The following is a 20,292-nucleotide window of genomic DNA, read 5'->3' on the forward strand; positions in this document are numbered from 1 at the left end:
TCCAACCGTTCCGGCCTTAACCCCACAGAATTCAATCTGTCCCCCGTTTCCACAGACAGGACCACATCATGGCTGTCCTCTCCATGCGGAATGTTTCGCGCACTCACGGTTCCGGAGCCGCCGCGGTAACCGCCCTGATCGACGTCGACCTTACCGTGCAAGCCGGTGAATTGGTCGCGGTTATGGGACCGTCCGGTTCCGGGAAGTCCACATTGCTGAATCTTGCCGGCGGACTCGATCAGCCCTCCTCCGGCGACGTTCACGTGGAAGAGTCCGATCTCGCCACTCTGAACAAGACCAAATTGGCGATTGTGCGACGCAATCGCGTCGGTTTCGTCTTTCAGGATTACAACCTGGTTCCCTCGCTGACCTTGGTGGAGAATGTGGCTCTACCACTCGAATTGGACGGGGTCAAAGTTCTCAGGGCCCGTCAGGAGGCCATGCGTGCGCTTACCGAAATGGGCGCACACGAACATGCCGACAAGTTCCCCGAGGAAATCTCTGGCGGGCAGGCGCAGCGAGCCGCGATCGCACGAGCCCTCATCGGACCGCGTCGTCTGATTCTGGCGGACGAACCGACCGGTGCCTTGGACTCGGCCGCCGGCATGGATGTTCTGGACGTTATCAAGAGCCGCTGTGAACGGGGAGCCTCGGGGATCGTCGTCACGCACGACGCGCGTGCGGCGGCCTGGGCCGATCGAATCCTGTTCCTGCGTGACGGTCGTATCGTCGACAGCTCGGAACCGCTCAGCTCCGTGGATTCTTTGCTGGAGGAAACCGGACTATGATCCCGTCTCTACGGCTGGCCGGCCGTATCGCCTATCGGGAAGCGTGGCGGAACAAGGGCCGCACCGTACTGACCATCGCCCTATTGATGTTTCCACTGGCCGTGGTCTCATTCGCCGTCACGTCCTACAGCACGTTTCGGATGGACCTGACCGATAAGGTCCAGTATGAAACCGCTTCGGCCGATGGAATGATCAAGGACTCTGGATTCACATCGGTATCACAGCCGGACTCCTCTCGTCCCAACGTCGGTTGGAACGAGACCGGGCCGGAACACGAACGGACCACAAGCGAGCGGCGACGCCAACTGCAGGAACTGGTCCCCGACGTCAACCGTCTCACCCCTTATTCCGAGTGGAACGGTGGAAACGCCACCACGGTTCACTTTCAAGGCTCCTATCAGTCCGCCCAGGCCACTCCGTACGATCCCACCGATCCTCTGTTGGATTCGGTGTTTCGGTTTCAAGGTGGCCAACCGACCGAATCGAACGATGAAATCGTCGTCAGCAGCGCCTTGGCCGATCACTTGGATCTTCAGATCGGCGACATCGTTCAATTCGCGGTGGAAGGCGTCCGCAACGATTTCACCGTGACGGGAATTGCCGAGCGTTCCAGCGATTTGAATGCCTACTTCCTCCTGAACCCGACACTCTTCGATGACGTCATCGAGCATCCGTACCGCTCCTGGCTCATCGACACCGATGGGGTGGAACTTGATTCCGCCACCGTGCAAGCGCTCAACGACGCCGGGTTCGGCTACTTCACCACTTCCTATCCAGCGGAGGACGATTCCACCCCGTTCTTTAACCGTCGCAACCCGAACGACGCCATCATGCTCGGGTTGACGATCACCTTCGTTCTCATCGAGATCGTCCTGCTGGTCGGCCCCGTCTTCACCATCGGCGTTAAGCGCCGCACCCGTGAATTCGCGATGATGAGCGCCAACGGAGCCACTCCCCGTCAACTACGCCTCACGGTGCTCGCCAGTGGCCTGTTCCTGGGATCGATCGCCGCCTTCGTCGGTATCGCCGTCGGCAACAGCATCGCGCTCGTGAGCCTTCCCGCACTTGAACAACTGGTCGGGCATCGAGTGAACACGCTTAGCTTCGTAGTGCCGTTGCAATTGGCCGCCATGATCACTGCGGTCTTGACCGCAGTCGCGGCAAGCCTCACTGCGGCCGTCTCGGCCTCTCGTGTCAACGTCATCAAGACCATTTCGGGCCATACCGCACCGCCCCGGGCCCGCAAACGGTGGCTCGTCATCGGCCTGATCGGCATCGCGCTCGGATTCGGCTGCTCGATCGTCGGATTGTGGCTCAATGTGACCTCCGTCAGCATCGCCGGGGTCATCATAGTCCAAATAGGCCTTATCGGTTGCACGCCCAGTCTGGTGGCGGTGTTCCAGGTTCTTGCGAAGCGCCTTCCCGTCACTCCCCGAATCGCACTGCGGGAAACCGCTCGCAGTCGTTCGATCGCCTCACCCGCCGTCGCGGCGATCATGGCCGTGGTGGGCACCGGCCTGATTCTCAGTTCCATCGCCGTCATCAGCGGTGAACGTGATGCCAACTCACTGTGGGGAAATCATTCCGACGACGACCATCTCGTTCTCAACTACCATTTCCTCTCCGAAGAGGAGTTTCACGACGCCGACTATGAGAGCCTCCGTCACGACGTGCACCGCTCGCTCCGCGAGGTCATCGACGGAGCGGAGTTCTACCCCTATTACGATCGGCTCAACTGCAGTTCCAGCACTGAAAACATAAGATGTCCGATAAGTCTTGACGTTCCCGCTGAAAACAGGTGCCCCTGGGACGATCAACTCCACTCAGAGATATTGAGTGAGGCCGACCAGCGCCGAGCCGTCGACGATCCACGTTGTGTGCGCACCACACGCGCCATCTATCGTGACTCCACACCCATCGTCGGGCAGGACCGTGAACTTATCGCCGCACGGCTCGATCTTTCGGGCGCGGATCTCGATCGAGCCGAACGTGCGCTCAACTCGGGCGCGGCGGTCGTTTCTCACGAACAACCGGTGACGGATGGAACGATCTCGGTATCGGTCGACAATTCAGAATCGCCGCTGAACAGTGAAAAGTCCTACGAGATTCCAGCGGTGGTCATTGACGGCGCTACGATCCCCACCACTTCCTTCATGGTCGGATTTGACCGTCTTGCCGAATGGAACCTCCCCCTAAGCAGTCCACCCCAGGAAATACTCATCGCCGACGCGGACATTACTCCGGAAACCGGCCATCTGGTGCAGGGCGTGGTGGAGGAAAACGGATTTAATACAGAAGAAATGTCCATTAGTTCATATGTCTGGGAGTCGAATTCCAACCGTCCCGAATTCAAGTACATCACACTGGGATCAATCGGATTGAGCGCCTTGATCGCTCTGGCCGCCACGGTATTGGCAACCGGGATGGTCATCGTGGAGTCACAACGCAACTTGACGACCCTGGGCGCGGTGGGTTCCTCACCACTCATGCGCCGGAATCTGTCCATGTGGCAGGCCGCCTCGATTTCCACGATCGGAATCGGATTCGGCTTGATCGTGGGACTGATGGGGCTGGGAGTCGTTCTGGGAATCCTCAACGCGCAGGCAGCACAGCAATACCCCTTGCAGGAGCCCTTTCCCTTCCGGTTCCCGTGGAAATTCGTACTGACCGTTGGGCTGTCGGTGCCGCTCCTGGCCATGGCCTCAGCGTGGACCTTTACCCGGTCGCACATTCCCAGCGAGCGTCGGATTTCGTAATCGGCCCGGCACCTGACCGGGCCGATTCACTTCTGTCGCGGCCGCTGAGCTAAGCGGTCGGTATGAGGCGCTCAGGAATCTCCCGACCAACGGGCGTACCGGCAGGAAGCCCTTCACTGGGCCAGGTCAGTATTTCGGCACCGTCGTCGGTGACAAGGAGGGTGTGCTCAAACTGAGCCGACCATTTCCCGTCACGGGTGACCGCCGTCCAACCGTCGTCCCACATCACATGATCCGGAACTCCCAGGTTGATCATCGGTTCGATGGTGAACGTCATTCCCACCTCGATCTCCACCTCGAGTTGAGGCTCGTCATAGTGAGGGACGTAGAGCCCGGAGTGGAACGCCGTTCCAATGCCGTGGCCGGTGAACTGGCGGACGACCCCGTAATCATGCTTGTGAGCGAAGGTTTCGATGACCCGCCCCACGGTGTTCAGCTGCCGCCCCGGCTTGACGGCCTTGACCCCGCGCATCGTCGCGACCCAGGTGTCCTCCACCAGTCGACTCGCCTCCGCGGAAACGTCACCGACGGTAAAGGTGGCGTTGTTGTCGCCGTGTACTCCGTTTTTGTAGGCGGTGATGTCGACGTTGACGATATCGCCGTCTTCCAGACGGGTGGAGTCGGGGATTCCATGGCAGATTACTTCATTGAGCGACGTACAGGCCGATTTCGGATAGTGCCGGTATCCCAATGTCGAAGGATAGGCACCGTGATCGACCATATAGTCGTGCGCGACGCGATCCAGCTCGTCGGTCGTCACACCGGGTGCTACGGCCTTCTCCACCGCTTTGAGCGCATCGGCCGCAATACGACCGGATTCTCGCATTTTTTCAATCGTCTCCGCATCCTTCACCTCTGATCCGGTAAAGGGACTTGGAGCGGGTTTTCCGACGTATTCCGGGCGGACAATCGCATCGGGAACCTGTCGTTGCGGTGTCTGTTTACCCGGACGCAATGGGGCTCGTGTAGTCATGTCTTCCAGGGTAACCCGGTTGAAGTGGCCCATTCGTCCGCCGTTGAGTCCACACCCTCGCCACCCCTGAACAACACCCCCAGGGTGAGACATCAATTACATACGGCGATCCGGCCGAAGGTTTTTATGAAAAACATTTGCGTATTGCCCGAGTGTCGTGGACTATAGTGCTATCGCGATGCTGCCCCGGTCGCCGCCGGGGCTTGATCGAGCCGGTGTGCGGTTCGCTGTCAATCGGACCGATCGACGGCGTGTTCGCGGCACCTACCAGGCCGCGAGACTCTACCCGCGCCGTCGGGACCGCTTGGCACAGCTCCTGGTCCGTAACGGGAATCCAGTTGAGCGCCCCGCGATCGTTCGGACACATCACCGACGATCGCGGCGTGGCTGAAGAGAAACCCGCACCGGCTCCATTCCGCCCTTTTAGCCTGCGGCCTTCTCCTCCTGGGATTCTGACTCCTGCGGTGCCTCATTCTCCGTCGCTCCGGATTCGACGTCGCCACTCGTTGCCTCGGCCGCCACGTCGTTGGCCATACGCTGCCACAACATTCCACCCGAATGGGCCAAGGCCCCCATGGTCGAGGGAACCAGTGGAAGAATCCAGTCGGCCAAGAATCCGGTATGCGGCATGTTCAGCACGAATATGGCCGATCCCGCCGATACCAAGCCCTGCAGAGTGCCTCGCCATGCGGCCCGAGTCCCATCGGCTATGGCCGCCCGTCGCTCGGCCGTGGGATCGTGGAACGTGTCCAACCCGGAGGCGTCTTTTCGCCCCAGGTAGAAACCCGCCAAGCCGAGAACCCCCGAGGACGAGAACGTAGCAGCCATGAGTGTGCTGTCGAATACCACGAGCACTGCTACGAATATCCCGACGCCGGTGGCCAAGGCGATGACGGCCTTCAGCCAATCGGTTTTTTCCCCTGGATACCAGTAATACTTGGTGACGCCTTCTTCAACTTCGCGAACGTACTTTCCCATGACTGCTCGACTCCTCATGGACGACTGGTCGTTTTCCGGGCCAGTGGCCGCGTGCCACACCCCGGTCCGGTCGCTCTCGTCGTGTTGCAGCGCTTGACTCCCCACAGAGAACGATCCGCACCGTCCCGGTGCCCACCTCCTGCTCACAGGACGCGGAACACTCCGCTTACCAGTATGCTGTGTCACATTGGATTCCTCGACCAAACCGTCGCATCGACCTGTGCCTTATCGCACATAAAGCACGGTTTGTCGGTTTAACGACAGCGCGACACAGAGTCATCGCCAACAGAAAACATCTATTTTCGCAGTTCACGATCCCATTACGCGAAAGATCCCGACACCTCAGCAATCACTACACCGAACCTGACCGATACACGACACTGCACACGTGCGCCGTCGATCGGATGAGGATTGTACAGTCGCTCAAGGCACGAACGCGCCCAATGTCCATGCGGAACACTGGGCTCGTACGACGACTGCCGGTGGGCGCTTCACCTATCGGCAACGCGCCCACCGGCAGCGATGTAAACCAGTGTCCCCTATGTCGGTTCAGTGGACGTCGACCTGGGGTCCGGCCAGCTCCTTCAATTCGTCTGGCAGGTCAGCACCGTATTCGTCGGCGATCTTGACCGCTTCTTCGATCAGGGTCTCCACGATCTGTGACTCCGGAACGGTCCGAATGACCTCACCTTTCACAAAGATCTGTCCCTTCCCGTTACCGGAAGCCACGCCCAAGTCCGCGTCACGTGCTTCGCCCGGACCGTTGACAACGCAGCCCATGACCGCCACCCGAAGTGGTACTGGCAGGCCTTCGAGGCCCGCCGTCACTTCTTCGGCCAGCTTATAGACGTCGACCTGGGCTCGGCCGCATGACGGGCAGGATACGATTTCCAGGCCGCGCTCACGGAGGCCCAGCGATTCAAGTATCTGTAGTCCGACTTTGACTTCCTCGGCCGGCGGCGCTGACAACGAGACGCGAATCGTGTCCCCGATGCCTTGCGAGAGCAGAGCTCCGAAGGCGGCCGAGGATTTGACCGTCCCCTGGAAGGCCGGTCCGGCTTCGGTTACCCCGAGGTGCAGCGGGTAGTCACAGGCCTCCGACAGTTGCTGGTAGGCCTTGACCATGACCACGGGGTCGTGGTGCTTGACCGAAATCTTAATGTCGTAGAAGTTGTGCTCTTCGAACAGCGACGCCTCCCAGAGCGCTGATTCCACCAGTGCCTCGGGCGTCGCCTTGCCATATTTCTCCAGGAGACGTTTGTCCAGCGACCCGGCGTTCACCCCGATGCGTATCGGAGTTCCCGCGTTCTTGGCGGCCTTGGCGATTTCACCGACCTTGTCGTCGAACTTTTTAATGTTTCCCGGATTGACTCGCACCGCCGCACAGCCCGCTTCAATGGCGGCGAACACGTATTTGGGATTGAAGTGAATATCGGCGATCACCGGGATCTGCGATTTAGCGGCGATAACCTTCAATGCGTCCGCGTCCTCCTGTGTGGGACAGGCGACGCGCACAATCTGGCACCCGCTGGCGGTCAGCTCGGCGATTTGCTGCAAGGTCGATCCGATGTCGGCGGTCCGCGCTGTGGTCATCGATTGCACGCTGACCGGGGCACCGCCACCGACCAAAACTCCACCGACGTTGAGCTGCCTGGTCTTACGGCGCTCGGATATCGGCTCGATCTTTTCCTTCTTACCGGGCAGACCCAGTTCTACAGCAGTCATGGATTCTATTGTCCACCTAGTTGAAAATCGTAATCGGATTGACTATGTCGGCAGTGATCGTCAACAGCATGAAACCGCCGAGAACGATCAAGACGACATAGGTGAGCGGCATGAGTTTGTAGTAATCCACCCGCCCCGGGTCGGGTTTGCCGAATCGGGTAGCGACCCACGAGCGTGCCTTCTCATACCACGCGATGGCGATGTGGCCACCGTCCAACGGTAGCAGTGGAAGTAGGTTGAACACGCCTATGAAGTAGTTCAACACGACCAGCAGCATGAAGAACATCACCCATTGATCGTGTTCCACCATTTCGCCTCCCAGCCGGGAGGCCCCCACGACACTGACCGGGGTGTCCTCCCCGCGTTCCCCACCAAAGATCGAGTCCCAGAGCGGAGCGATCTTCTTCGGCAGGTCCTTCAACGCGATGAAGGTCTGCTGGAACATGTCGCCGGTATAACCGACGGTGTCGGCAAAGCCCGCCACGGGGCCGCTCTCCATGACCGGATCGATCGTGGGATCGACGTATACGCTGACGCCTAGGCGGGCCACCTCTTCGACGGAGCCGTCGGTGGTTTGTACCTCTGCCGCGTACGGGGTCAGGTCGAACGTCGTTCTCTCGCCGTCCCGTTCTACTTCCACCGTGGTGGGTTCATTGGGTTCGAGGTCGCCGACCACGGCTAGGAGGGAATTCCAGTCGCTGACGTTCTGGCCGTCGACGGCGGTGATTTCATCGCCGTCTTCCAACCCGGCGGTTCGGGCCGGCGTCGGTTCGTCCGTACTGGAACAGGTAAAGTCGCTGGTCGCATCGTCGGGAGGAATGCATTCGGCTACCGAAATCGTCGCCGTGTCGCGGGCGTTTTCCACGGACTTCGCCAAAGCGGGGTTGGCGATGCCGACAAATGAAATCAGTACCCAGAGAATCACGAAGGCCAGGATGAAGTGGGTGATGGATCCGGCGGCGAGGACGATCGAACGTTGCCAGAGGGGTTTACGCCAGAAGACCCGCTTTTTGTCCTTTTCGTCGAGGCCCTCTTCTTCCTCGTCGTCGGGCGTCATCCCAATGATTTTGACGAAACCCCCGAGGGGAATCGCTTTGAGACCGTATTCGGTTTCACCCTTTTGAAAGGACCAGATGGTGGGGCCGAAGCCCACGAAGTAGCGGCTGGCCTTGATTTTGAAGGCCTTGGCCGTCAGCAGGTGCCCGAATTCGTGGAGACTGATCGAGATGAGGATGGCCAAAGCGAAAAGGATGACTCCCGTGATATATGCCGGCAAGTGTCAGTCTCCTTAATGTGTTCGTAGCTGGCTGGCTTTTCACGCGTCGCACACGACACCGAGGCGTTCGCACACTGGAGGCACCGTCAAGCCCGTGCGTACACGACCACTGTGGTGCGGGAGCAATGTCAGCGGTTACGGTACTCGGTTTCCACTGTCCTGGAGTGTGCGGTCACGCCATGAGTGGTGACATGCCGATCTTAGCCGCCAAACTCGAATTCTACCCGGCGACCACACCGGATCGTCGCCCACACGATGGTGCCGGGCAGCGTACCCGCAACCCGTCGGCAGAGCTGTATTTGTCAGCCGGAGACGCGGTAACTCAGTCGAGCAAACTGGCCAAAGCGCTGAGTGGTTACCAGACTCAACCGGTCCGGCTCCACGCGTCGGGGAAACAGCGGAGTTCCACCGTCGAGCGTGGCCGGGGCCACTGTCACCGTCAATTCGTCCAGCGCACCGGCGTCAAGAAACTGGGCGGCGAGGTTTCCACCGCCAACGATCCAGATATCACCTCCCGCGGCGACTTTCCGCAGAGTGGGGAGATGGTCGGCGACGGCTCCGGACAGGAAACGCACCGACGAGTGTTCCGAGGTGGGCAGATCTCGGGTCGTGAAGACATAAATCGGCAGGTCGTCGAACATTGCCGTCTATTCCGCAGCGCCCAGGTTATCCCGACCCCACTCATAGGTGGTGGAGCCCATGACCTGCACCGCGGTATGCGGAGGTTTAAGTCCGGGGTCGGAATCACCGTCAGTGGGGACGGCGAACAGCCAGTCCAAAGAGTCGTTTTCGTCAGCGATCCAACCGTCGATGCTGGTAGCGGTTTCGTAAATGATTCGTCCCATCCGGCCACCCTAACCGTGCTCGGCGACATCTCGGTTCCGCCGAACGTCGAACACCGTGGCCGAGCGACGGTGGACGATTATCGTGGCCCAACCGCCGCCAAAGCCTGTTGCGCTTCGGTACGAGCCCATCGTTCCGCCTCCAGAACATCCGCGACGTCACGTGGTGGCGCGTAATCGGGAGCGCGTTCCACAACCGCGGCCACGGTGTCCACGATCCCCAGGAACGGTATCTCGCCCTTGCGAAACGCCGATACGGCTTCCTCATTCGCCGCGTTGAAGATCGCGGGATACACTCCCCCGCGGCCGCCGACGAACTTGGCCAGCTCGACGGCTGGAAAGGCGTCGCCGTCCAGGGGTTCGAATGTCCAGGTGTGTGCGTTGCTCCAGTCCACCGGACGTGCGGCGTGTTTGACGCGATGTGGCCAGGCGAGGGCGTGTGCGATCGGTAGGTGCATATCCGGCGGTGAGGCTTGGGCGATCGTGGAGCCGTCACAGAATTCCACCATGGAATGGATGACCGACTGCGGATGGACGGTCACGTCGATGCGGTCGTAGGGAATGTGGAACAGCTCATGCGCCTCGATGACTTCGAGGGCCTTATTGACCATGGTCGCCGAATTGATCGTGATCACGGGCCCCATGGCCCAGGTGGGGTGGGCCAGTGCGTCGTCCACGGTGACATGGTGTAGTTCGTCGCGACCGCGTCCTCGGAAGGGCCCGCCGGACGCCGTCACGATCAATCTCTCGACTTCGTCGGCTTCTCCTGACCGCAACGCCTGCGCCAGGGCCGAGTGTTCGGAGTCGACCGGGATGATCTGCCCGGGCCGTGCGCGTTGCGCGACAAGTGAACCCCCGGCGATCAGGGACTCTTTGTTGGCCAACGCCAGGCGATGTCCGGCTTCCAAGGTCGCCAAGGTCGGTTCCAGCCCGATCGAACCGTCGATGCCGTTGACCACCGTATGGCAGGGGATACGCGCCAGCTCGGTCATGGCCTCGGGCCCACTGACGATGTCGGGTACCCGCGTACCGCCCAGTTGACGGTAGGCCGCACGGAAATCCGCTTCACGCTCGGCATCGGCGATACCGACGTAATCCGGTTCCACCGCCATCGCCTGTTCGGCAAGGAGCCGGGGCCGCGAACCGCCCGCACCGAGTGCTGTCACACGGAAACGGTCCGGTTGGGCGGTCATAATGTCGATCGCCTGGGTACCTATCGAACCTGTGGACCCCAATAGGGTGATTTCGCGTATGTCTGTCACCGTGCCATTATGTCCGATGGCGTCGGCCCGACGACAGTGGATCGCCGTCGTGTTCAACCGAATACCACGGTCTTGTGACCGTTCAACAGGATCCGATGGTCCAAGTGGGCGGCCAGTCCGCGGGCCAGGCAGGTTGACTCCAGGTCGCGACCGGCAGCGGTCAGACCCTCTGGGGTGGCGGTGTGGTTGACCCGGGCGACCTCTTGATCGATGATCGGTCCTTCGTCCAGGTCGGCGGTCACGTAGTGGCAGGTCGCCCCGATCAGTTTGACTCCCCGGGCGTGGGCCTGGTGGTACGGGCGGGCACCTTTGAAACTGGGCAGGAACGAATGGTGAATATTGATGATTCGGCCCGGCAGCTTGTCGCACAGTCGCGGGGAAATGATCTGCATGTACCGTGCCAGCACCACCACGTCGATGTCGTAGGAGTCCACGAGGTTGAGTAGTTCTTCCTCGGACTCCTCCTTGGATTCACTTGTTACCGGAATATGGTGGAAGTCCACCTCATGCGACTCCACCAATTCCTCCCAGTCGGGGTGGTTGGACACCACGGCGGCCACCTCGCCGTGCAGGGCACCGATTCGGAATCGATAGAGCAGGTCGTTCAGGCAGTGTCCTTGTTTGGACGCCATGATCAGGACACGCGGACGGTGCGCTCGATCCGCCAGATTCCACTCCATGTCGTAGCTTTGCGCGATGGTATGGAACGCTACCGACAGCTCATCCGCATTCACGCCCGTGTCGAGTTCGAATTCCACCCGCATAAAGAATCGCGCGCTGTCGGGATCGGAGAACTGTTGCGAATCGACGATGTTGGCGAGGCGTTGACTCAGAAACCCCGATACCGCATGGACGATGCCGATACGGTCAGGGCAGGACAGAGTGAGAATAAAGTGGCTGCTCATCCCTAAATCATAGGATGATTATCCGGGCGCGACAACCGTACCGTCACCATGGCTTCCACCACGATAGGATGTCGCCATGTCCGCTTCATACCGAATCGCCATTCGATCGGCCGCCTCCCCCAACACCCACCGAACCGCTCGAACGCTGACCTCCCTGATGGCATCGGCGGTGGTCCTCTCCTCGCTCAGCGCATGCGGTGACGACAATCCGAGCACACCGTCACAGCCCTCGACACGGACGACGTCCTCCCCCACCGGTGACGCCCCACCAGAGCAGTCCGACATCACTTTGGCCTTCGCCGGCGACGTCCACTTTCCCGAATTCGACCAAGGCGTCCCCAACCGCACTCATGCCCTTCTCGACGACCCCGAGAACGCTTACGGTCCGGTCGCCGACATCTTCGACCAGGCCGACGTATCGATGGTGAACATGGAGACCGCGGTAACCGACAGTGGCGCCGAACAGGACAAACTCTGGACGTTTCAGGCACCGTCCGAAGCCTTCGCCGCGACGTCAGCGGCCAATGTCGATATCGTGTCCCTCGCCAACAACCACACACTCGACTACGGACGTCAGGGGCTGGACGACACCGTTTCCGCCGCCGACGACCACAATGTCGCCTACGTCGGTGCCGGGGACAACGCGGACGCGGCCTACAGCGCCTGGATGACCGAAGTAGAGGGAACCTCGATCGCCTATCTCGGCTTCAATCAAGTCTGGGAGCTCTGGGACGACTGGCAGGCTCAAGACGACCGCAGTGGACTCGCCTACGTACAGAACAAGGAGCTCGCCACCGCTGCCGTCCGTCAAGCGAAGGAAGTGGCCGACGTCGTCGTTGTCTACCTGCACTGGGGTTCCGAAGGCGACCCGTGTCCGACTGCGGAAATGACCGAAGCGGCCGAAGCGCTTGCCGACGCGGGGGCGGACGCTTTGGTCGGTACGCACGCCCACCTGCTTCTCGGCGACGGTTGGATCGACGATACCTATGTTCACTACGGTCTGGGAAACTTCCTCTGGTGGCGCGATGACGCCTACAGCAACGACACGGGTGTCTTGCAGCTTCATCTACAGGACGCCGGTATCTCCGACGTCGAGTTCCTGCCGGCTCGAATCAGCATGGAGACGGGGCAGCCCATACCGGTCGAAGGTCAAGAGGCCCAACGCATTCAGCAGGAGCGTGAGGAGCGTCGTTCCTGCACCGGATTGAGCCCCACTCCGCGGCAATAGCGACCGGCCGTCACACCGATCAGCGACATCACGCGACTCCGCAGGGTGGGGACTACGGAACCGCGGACGCCCTAACGCAGCCAGGCCTGCGAACGAATCGGTGACAGGCGTGCCCACCGTTGCCCGAGTCCCCAGCTGTCGCCCGCATTGGTGGCGGCCAGCGCCACGGCGAGAACGACGTAGACCAGATGCTCGTCGACCACTGGATTGTTCTGTAGCGGCCATGCCGACAGGTAGAGCATTCCCATCAGGCAGACGCTCCCGACTGCTGCCAGACGCATTCCGACTCCCAGGATCAGTGCCGTTCCCACAGCCGCCATACCTCCGATGAACAGCGCGTCGACCCAGGCCTGGCCACCCATCGATTGGAATAGCTCGGAGAACGTACCGTCACGACTGGCCAGATATCCGGCCGTCGGGCTGACTCCGTCAAACCAAGCTTGGCCGGCGGGCGTACCGTAGCCCAGACCCAAGGTCTTGTCCAGGGCCGGCCAGAGAAAGACCGCGCCGAGAACAATACGGAGTACGGCCAGACTCCGGGCTCCCGGTCGAGGACGAGTCTCCGCGCCGGTGTGGTTGTCATTCGTCTGTTCCTGCACAGTATTCAAAAGATCCCTCCCATGTGTCCAATCCACCACCCAGAGCGATATATATCTCTAGATCCATGGACAGAATTTAATTGTAATCTTACCTTTTTATTGAGGGATCTTCGCATGAGCCCGTGCGCATCGTATATCGTCCGATGATCGGCCGTAGCAAGCACATTGACGTTGGCGACACGGATATGCGGTTCTCACCCAGCACAATGTGAATCGCGACGACGTGGGGAACCGCGCGACGGAATCCGCAATGAACGGCACGAAACGGCACTCCTTCCCACGTCAGCGGAGCTTCAGTCCCCTTACCAATTGAGATCCAACGCCGTCTGGGAAGCGAAGTACGGAGCCGTCGTCATGCCGCGCTCGCCCAAGCCGGTGAGAAGCCAGACGCCTTCCATGACCTGATTGCGGTAGAGCAGCTCTTTGGGACCCGGATCGACTCGCTGTGAATAGACCCCCGCCCAACTCCGCCGCACAGTCGGTAGAGATCGCCCGAAGAGCGCTTCCGCATCACGCAACAACCGTGCATAGATATCGTCGGTGATGTCGAAGCCGAACGGTTCATGATCTTCCCGGACGTTTCCGATGGTCAGTGAACCGTCCGACCGCTGCACCAATAGCAACGGCTCCGGCGAGTCGGAACCGGGAGACTGAATGATCGCCGGTGAGTCCACCGTCAGGTGTCGCATTGATTCGACGGTCGCCACAGCGGTGGGAACCTTGTCCATGAGCGGCCGAGTCTGCACCATCTCCATTCGCACCCGCCGCAGGGGCAATTCCCCGGCCAACTCCCGCAGCAGCCCCGAATGCCACGCGCCCGTCGCCAATACGACACAATCGCCTTCATATCTCCGCCCCCTGTCGTCGTACACCCACCCGGTGCCGACATCGCGGACTTCGCGGTCACTAAACCAGCGATATCGTCCCGTCGCACCCATATAGGCACGCAGAGCGGGGAGGAGCTGCCTCGGTTCCACCACGGCGTCAGAGGGACACCACAGGCCGGCCTGAAAGCTCCCCTGCAGCAGAGGATTGATTCGACGTGCCTCCGTCGGTTCCAGCAATTCAAATCGACCGCCGATGTCGGGGTCGGCCGCCACCTCCGCGGCCACCTCCAGGTCGATTTCCGTTCGCGCGATCGTCATCGAACCGCACGAGCGGAAACTGAGGCCATCGGCGAGTTGAGCGATCTTTTCCCACAGTTCACGAGAGCGCATTCCGGCTCGATCCTCCTGATCGTTGACCCGGCTCGTTGTCCACACCAGACCAAAGCCTCTCACCGAGGCACCTCTGCTCTCGTGTTCTCGCTCAATATGAATGACGTTGTGCCCGTGGTCGATCGCTTCCCACGCATGCATGGTGCCGAGAATTCCGCCTCCGACGATGATGATGTCCATGCGATTATGTTGTGAGACTTGAGAAAACAGCGAATGTACTTCCGGTTAATCCCACCCCAAGCAATGAGAAACCCTAACGTCACCCCGCGATAACACCAATTCGCATATAGCTTTCTAACTCTTTCACCACCACAACGGGGCAAAGCTGATCCTACGCGAACGGACACGCACCAGATCCACCGTATACATTGATATGCCTGGGGCATTGTGGCACGTAACCCCAGGCAGACTCACGATGACGTTTCAGGGTCCCGTTCACCGGACGTCGACCGCCCTGGGAAGGTTGACCTCCTCCCCACGGATAAATCCGGGGGATTCCAACCCGAAGGTTGGCATGGTCCCCTCGCGGGGGCCATTGGTTCCTGATTCGTCGACCGCACGGCGGCGAGGTCTCCACAGGCTGACACCGCAAGCCCTGCGGAGTAGGCGGTTGCTTGGCTATCGCAGTTGCCCGGATACAGTTTACTGATATTGCGCGAACGGCTTGCATCGGACTCACGTATTCAACCGCGCACCGTTGTGAGCGGCTAACCCCACGGACAAATCCGGAGGTCTGCGCCGCTGAAATCTCCGATAACCCCGGTCGCCGTATCACCACGTCCGCTTCGGTTACCGATCGCCATCCGAATCGGCCTCCACACGAAGTGGATGACCTGCCGAGGTGATACACTTACCGCTCTTCAGGTTCCACTGCCAACCGTGCATTTGACAGGTCAAGGTGTTTCCGTCGATCTTGCCGAATACCGACAGATCGGCCTTCAAATGAGGGCAACGCCGCTGGAACGTCCACTCTTGCATGGTGATGTTCTCCTCGTCCGGCGATTGCTCGGCGTACCAACCCTCGGCGTACTGCAGGCGCTCTTCGTCAAGACATTTAAAGAACACGTAAATGAACTCGTTGTACTGCCCGATCCGCGCGGCCGTGAACCGGCAGGACAAGAACAGCGAATTGACCCAGTCGTTCTCTTCAATATGGAGAAGGTGCTGGATCAGGCGACGCTCGGTTCGAAACCGATAACGCACCTTGCGGCCGTCGTCGGGAACGATGGTCTTCTCCAAGAAATCGAAGATGACCGACTGCACGATTTCATCCGAATCGTCCGCGGTCAGATCGAACCGGACCGGTCCCCCCACACCCTCGGCAATGAGTTTCGACTCCCGCAACAGCGGTTCGAACCGATCCTGCAGGGTAGTCAGCACATCGATCTCGGGGTGGCTCCAACCCGTCTTGATCTCGGCAATGCGATCCGCCTGACGTTCTTGGTAATTCCGGAGATGTTCATCCTTATTGGCGAACCACTCCCGCACATCGTCCACCGGCTGGCGCACCTCGACGGCGCCGGACGAGTCCAGTTCCACCTGAGTCCCCGGCAGGAGAACGATGTTGTTCTCCCGACCCTGATTTTCCAACCAATCGACATAGACTTGCTGGTCGGGGAAGATATTGCCAGGATCGTCGAAAACGTCGTTGAAGGCGTACAACTCAGGATCCAGGAAACAGGGAGGTCCGGCGATGGGAAAGACCCAATCGGCGTTTGCGTCCTCAATGTAGCGCAACGACCGGTCAAATTGCCGATCGCGCTTCTGCTTTCCAAAGGCCCGCTTGGCGTTATCGGGAATTTCGTAGACCATGGGGTACCAAATCGCACCCGAGAACTGCAGGAGATGCGCATGCAGGGGGCCGTGTTTCAGAAAAGCGGTCAAATCCGTAGGGCGGGCGTCGTTCTGATTCAGCAAGCGTGTTCCGTCGGCGTCTTCCACCCACAGAGACGAATCGCCAATGGGACCGTCCGTCGGCGAAGTCAAGGCCTGAACCATGACCTTCACGCCTTCGCTCAACTCCACTATCTTTTCGTTCTCGGTCTTAATGAAGTTATGGAATCCCAGTTCACGCAGTTCATCCTCGAGCTCATCCGTGGGGTACTGCGGAAGAATGACCGTCGTGTCCTTGCTGATGTTCTCGCGTAGGTTGTCGGCGTCAAAGTGGTCGCGATGCAGGTGCGAAACATAGAGATAATCCGTCTGCCCCAGCGCTTTCCAATCCAACCCGGAATTGTCGGGGAAGGGAAACCACGATCCCAGGTACGCGGGATTCACCCATGGATCGGTCAGAATCGTTCCGGCAGCGGTTTCAATCAGCATGCTGGCGTGCCCAGTACCGTAAATTCGCATTGACGCCGTCCTCTCACTTTGACATATTCCTCAAAAGCTGCCGCCATGACCTTGTCGACCTACTGACCGTTCGACCGTCAACGTTGAATTCACAGTACGATGCCCTAGCGCACCCCCACGGACTGAGGCTGGACCGTAGGCGCAAAGGCCATGATCGTCACAGGCGGCTACGCGACGTCCAGCGTCGCAATCGACCGTGGCAAGCAAACCGGTTATCGGTATCGCAGCAGCCGATACGGATGATAGACGAACATCGGTCAGAAGCCACAACCGACACAATGAGCACGTCTCCACATCATAGGATACTTCGTGGGAACCACATCTCAATTGGATCATGTCGCATATCATGCGCGGCTGTGGCATGACAGACTATGGTCAACCGTGCCGTAGAAAAGGAGTCGCCTGTGTCCGCCGCAGAGGAACCCATAACATCACCCGACCAGAAAAAGCCCACCAAACGCAATTGGCTGTATACCGCACTTCTGGTCTCGGCAACGATCATCCTGCTTTTCCTCTTTGGCAACCACACCGGTTGGATCGAGGACGTATTCATCGTATTGAGTGCCGGTTCGCTGGTGGCCTTCGTGGCCAGCGACTGGGCCATGCGCAAACGGGGCTGGCGCTAACGTCGTCGCACCGCGCCGATCGATCCGGCGCGGCCCGCTCTCCGCCATCTCCGCAGACAGCCCGACCAAACTCCCCGGCGCAATGCGCGCCGCTCTCAGTCCCCCGACCGTAATGACGACAAGCCACGATACGCGTCGAATGCCCACCGAACCTTTTCCCGGTGAGAGCGGAAATATTCCAGAGACCGTGCTTCCTCGGCGTCGAACCAACGAACGTCAAGTGCTTCCTGTGGCTGCGCCACCGGAACCTGCGATCGATCGCGCATGAGGGCGATGAACGTCGTGATACCACCGATGCGAATTCCCCCAACCGAAGGTCGGGTGGAAAACAGTTTCGCGGGCCCCAGCGGAAGGGCGTCCACACCGGCTTCTTCTTTCGCCTCGCGTACGGCCGCCTGCGCCGGCAATTCCCCGATTTCGGTCGCGCCACCCGGAATACACCACGTACCGGTATCCATTCGTCGAATCAAGAGCACTCGATCGCCGTCAAAGACGGCGCACTCCGCACCGGTTCCCACTCCGACGGAGGCGACGGGATCACGGCGCCGCACCGGATAATCAACGTCGACCCGTTCATACTGCCGCATGGTCTCCGACAGATTCACGATCCGTTCATGCCCCCAGAAATTACTCAGCTGGGGCGCCAAACGATCGCAGACGTCCGCGATGTCCTCCATCCGTTCGGCAACCGCACCGGACACATAAGGCGTCTTATCGCGCGGTTGCGTATCGGTGACGTCGTACAGTTTCAGTGCCACGTCCTGGAGATCCACTGTTGACGGGCGCAGACGCATGTCCACCGTCAACGAATCGAGCGGGCTCGACACGGCGGTCACCGCGATCGTGGTCTGCGGGCCCGGCAGTCCCGCACGGTCGGTATCGGCGAATCCGATCAACTCGGGCCGCTGGGACGATTCGAGGCTGTAGGAGAGATCGTTCAGACGGTAGTCCATGACTTCGCCGTAGTCCAAACGCCAACGACGCCGTACGGTCACACCGTCTCGGCAATGAACGTTGACCTCCAGCCCCGAACGAGGGCTCTGCAGATTGAAATCCGTCCTAAAAAGAGTATCGAGCTCGTCGGCATCTCGGGAATCGGACATCGCCATCATTTCGGCCGCGAGACGACGGATTCGATCGTAGGATTCGAGCGCGAGCGGGAACTGATCGGCTTTCCAGTAATAGGCGTCCGACACACTGGTACGTGCTCGCCGTACAAGATAGAAGAGGTCGTTGAGGTAACTGTCCGAGGTGGCGTCGGGGGTTGTCACAATCCACTCCTTAATACAGAGGTGAGAGCGGCCGAACCCCGCTCCGTACCGGACGGGGACGATCTAGACCGGATCGATGTTCTGATCGGGATAGCAAAAACGGCAGATGTCGAGGTTGCGTTCACGGATTCGGGCCTTGATCGTATCAAGGTGGCCCGTGTTCATACCAGCACTGCCCATGCCCTGCATCTGCTTCTGCATTTTAAGGAAGGACATGTTCGCCTTACCGCCCTGCTGCGCCAACATGGTCACGTTTCGCACCCGTGACGCCATTTCCCGGTATCCCCCTTCAGGAGCGTGCCGTAGGAGGCGAACCTCCGCGTCACCGGTGTCCACCTGGTGGAGGAGAGCCGAAGTATAGGTGTCCAGTTCCTGATAGAGCTCGTATGCCGACATGGCGCTGTAACCACTCTCCTTCGCTATAGTCCCTCTTAACCCATCTGACCTCGGCTGACGAAGATATCGCGGATCTCGCGCAGAGCCGACTCCACTTCCGCTTCAAAATATCCCCCTTGCACCAGCGAGAACTGGCTTATATCCAACTCACGTTCGCCCAGCGGCATCTCGCTACGACCGGTCATGTAGTTGGTGACGGCGTCGAAAACGCGGTTGACCTGGCCTGGGTCGTAACCCGAGCCAAAACGTCGAGGTTGGAATCCGCGCCGCAAAGTCTCCAAGCGATGGAGGTCATCGGCGCTGAACGGGGAGTCGGTCGAACGCATTTCGGTCGTCATTTCCTCACGACCATGGCGCCCGGGGGGATCGAACGCATGTCCCTCGTACGGATGTGCCGGGCGCTGTGGTTGCTCTGCGGGAGGTGGGGCGGCCGCTGCCCGAGCGGTGCCGAAACCACCCCGATGAGACTGAGGCATGTCATGCTGCGGCGGCGGGTTATACGCCCCGGTTTGCGGTGGAGGTGGTACCGGATTATGAGCGCCGGTCTGTTGTTGCGGTGGCAAACCACGTTCATAGCCGCTGGTATACGCGCCACCCCCATATGGTGCGTCCTCCGAGGGCGGTGGTGCACCTCTGGCGTATTCCCCTGGACTGTTCGGGGGCTGCTGCGCGGTGAATCCACCGGTATCGTCGTACCCGCCGGTTCGACCGGGGCGCCTGCCGCCGGCGAGTGGGACGTCCACGGACGTCGGTTCCGGAGCGGGAAAACCCCGAGCCGGTGTGCTCGGAGTCGACGGCTCCACCGGTGCGGCCCGACGGGACCCCGTATCGGAGAAGCGGTCGGCCCGCTGGTCGGAATAGGCCGCTCCGAAACCCGCGGCTTCAGCGTCTGGTGCTTGCGGTGGAACCGCGGGCCCCGCAGGCCCAGCCGGACCGCCGAACGAAGGTTGCTGTGGCGAAGCCGGAGTTTCACCCATGGACGGCTGCTGTGGAGACGCCGGATTCTCACCCTGCGGCCCCGCAGTCGGACGCGCATCATAGCCCGGGGGGACAGGAGAGGCCGGTCCAGGCTGTGCCCCGGCCAATGGCAGCTGTTGC

Annotated in this window: 17 protein-coding genes; 4 read left to right on the plus strand and 13 right to left on the minus strand. The window is 60.3% G+C overall.

Annotated features, from left to right (window positions below; genetic code table 11):
• The first annotated feature begins 68 nt into the window (after positions 1-68).
• On the plus strand, positions 69-788 hold the full coding sequence (locus HALAL_RS0115840; protein WP_025274934.1) for an ABC transporter ATP-binding protein: 720 nt from the start codon (positions 69-71) through the stop codon (positions 786-788).
• Positions 785-3,544 carry an ABC transporter permease gene (locus HALAL_RS0115845; RefSeq protein ID WP_025274935.1) on the plus strand — a complete coding sequence of 920 codons (2,760 nt, stop codon included), beginning with the start codon at positions 785-787 and terminating at the stop codon, positions 3,542-3,544. Before HALAL_RS0115840 ends, HALAL_RS0115845 begins: the two co-directional genes overlap by 4 nt.
• Positions 3,545-3,593: 49 nt before the next feature.
• Here HALAL_RS0115845 and map read toward each other — a convergent pair whose 3' ends face one another.
• From map to purU, 8 genes are all read right to left on the minus strand, one after another.
• Positions 3,594-4,517 carry a type I methionyl aminopeptidase gene (map, locus tag HALAL_RS0115850; protein ID WP_025274936.1) on the minus strand — a complete coding sequence of 308 codons (924 nt, stop codon included), beginning with the start codon at positions 4,515-4,517 and terminating at the stop codon, positions 3,594-3,596.
• 423 nt (positions 4,518-4,940) lie between these two features.
• Positions 4,941-5,495, minus strand: coding sequence for a hypothetical protein (locus HALAL_RS0115855; protein ID WP_025274937.1), 555 nt, complete (start codon positions 5,493-5,495; stop codon positions 4,941-4,943).
• Between the two features lie 549 nt (positions 5,496-6,044).
• Complete coding sequence (gene ispG / locus HALAL_RS0115860; RefSeq protein ID WP_025274938.1) at positions 6,045-7,220, minus strand: flavodoxin-dependent (E)-4-hydroxy-3-methylbut-2-enyl-diphosphate synthase; 1,176 nt, start codon at positions 7,218-7,220, stop codon at positions 6,045-6,047.
• A gap of 16 nt (positions 7,221-7,236) precedes the next feature.
• Complete coding sequence (locus HALAL_RS0115865; protein WP_025274939.1) at positions 7,237-8,496, minus strand: M50 family metallopeptidase; 1,260 nt, start codon at positions 8,494-8,496, stop codon at positions 7,237-7,239.
• Positions 8,497-8,798: 302 nt separating this feature from the next.
• Complete coding sequence (locus HALAL_RS18980) at positions 8,799-9,137, minus strand: dihydrofolate reductase family protein (protein WP_211240489.1); 339 nt, start codon at positions 9,135-9,137, stop codon at positions 8,799-8,801.
• A gap of 6 nt (positions 9,138-9,143) precedes the next feature.
• Complete coding sequence (locus tag HALAL_RS18985) at positions 9,144-9,341, minus strand: dihydrofolate reductase family protein (RefSeq protein ID WP_211240490.1); 198 nt, start codon at positions 9,339-9,341, stop codon at positions 9,144-9,146.
• Positions 9,342-9,418: 77 nt separating this feature from the next.
• On the minus strand, positions 9,419-10,531 hold the full coding sequence (gene dxr / locus HALAL_RS0115875; protein ID WP_425402663.1) for a 1-deoxy-D-xylulose-5-phosphate reductoisomerase: 1,113 nt from the start codon (positions 10,529-10,531) through the stop codon (positions 9,419-9,421).
• A 122-nt stretch (positions 10,532-10,653) separates the two neighbouring features.
• Positions 10,654-11,505, minus strand: coding sequence for a formyltetrahydrofolate deformylase (purU, locus tag HALAL_RS0115880; protein WP_025274941.1), 852 nt, complete (start codon positions 11,503-11,505; stop codon positions 10,654-10,656).
• 76 nt (positions 11,506-11,581) lie between these two features.
• Between purU and HALAL_RS0115885 the strand changes: the two genes are divergently transcribed.
• A complete protein-coding gene (locus HALAL_RS0115885) occupies positions 11,582-12,733 on the plus strand; it encodes a CapA family protein (RefSeq protein WP_025274942.1) in 1,152 nt (383 codons plus the stop codon).
• A gap of 71 nt (positions 12,734-12,804) precedes the next feature.
• Here HALAL_RS0115885 and HALAL_RS0115890 read toward each other — a convergent pair whose 3' ends face one another.
• The 3 genes from HALAL_RS0115890 to HALAL_RS0115900 all read right to left on the minus strand — a co-directional run bounded on the left by HALAL_RS0115890 (position 12,805) and on the right by HALAL_RS0115900 (position 16,895).
• On the minus strand, positions 12,805-13,332 hold the full coding sequence (locus HALAL_RS0115890; protein ID WP_025274943.1) for a membrane protein: 528 nt from the start codon (positions 13,330-13,332) through the stop codon (positions 12,805-12,807).
• Between the two features lie 302 nt (positions 13,333-13,634).
• Positions 13,635-14,729, minus strand: a complete 1,095-nt coding sequence (locus tag HALAL_RS0115895; RefSeq protein ID WP_025274944.1) for an NAD(P)/FAD-dependent oxidoreductase — start codon at positions 14,727-14,729, stop codon at positions 13,635-13,637.
• 609 nt (positions 14,730-15,338) lie between these two features.
• Positions 15,339-16,895 carry a Rieske 2Fe-2S domain-containing protein gene (locus tag HALAL_RS0115900; RefSeq protein WP_025274945.1) on the minus strand — a complete coding sequence of 519 codons (1,557 nt, stop codon included), beginning with the start codon at positions 16,893-16,895 and terminating at the stop codon, positions 15,339-15,341.
• Positions 16,896-17,305: 410 nt separating this feature from the next.
• Between HALAL_RS0115900 and HALAL_RS0115905 the strand changes: the two genes are divergently transcribed.
• On the plus strand, positions 17,306-17,527 hold the full coding sequence (locus tag HALAL_RS0115905; protein WP_029768164.1) for a DUF2631 domain-containing protein: 222 nt from the start codon (positions 17,306-17,308) through the stop codon (positions 17,525-17,527).
• A 95-nt stretch (positions 17,528-17,622) separates the two neighbouring features.
• On the opposite strand, the gene HALAL_RS18745 is transcribed toward HALAL_RS0115905, so the two are convergent.
• Positions 17,623-18,798 carry an NUDIX domain-containing protein gene (locus HALAL_RS18745; protein WP_025274947.1) on the minus strand — a complete coding sequence of 392 codons (1,176 nt, stop codon included), beginning with the start codon at positions 18,796-18,798 and terminating at the stop codon, positions 17,623-17,625.
• Between the two features lie 63 nt (positions 18,799-18,861).
• The gene (locus HALAL_RS0115915; protein ID WP_025274948.1) at positions 18,862-19,194 is read right to left on the minus strand and encodes a hypothetical protein; all 333 of its coding nucleotides are present in this window, start codon (positions 19,192-19,194) and stop codon (positions 18,862-18,864) included.
• Between the last annotated feature and the right edge of the window lie 1,098 nt (positions 19,195-20,292).

It is taken from the genome of Haloglycomyces albus DSM 45210 (genome assembly GCF_000527155.1).
Lineage (GTDB): Bacteria > Actinomycetota > Actinomycetes > Mycobacteriales > Micromonosporaceae > Haloglycomyces > Haloglycomyces albus.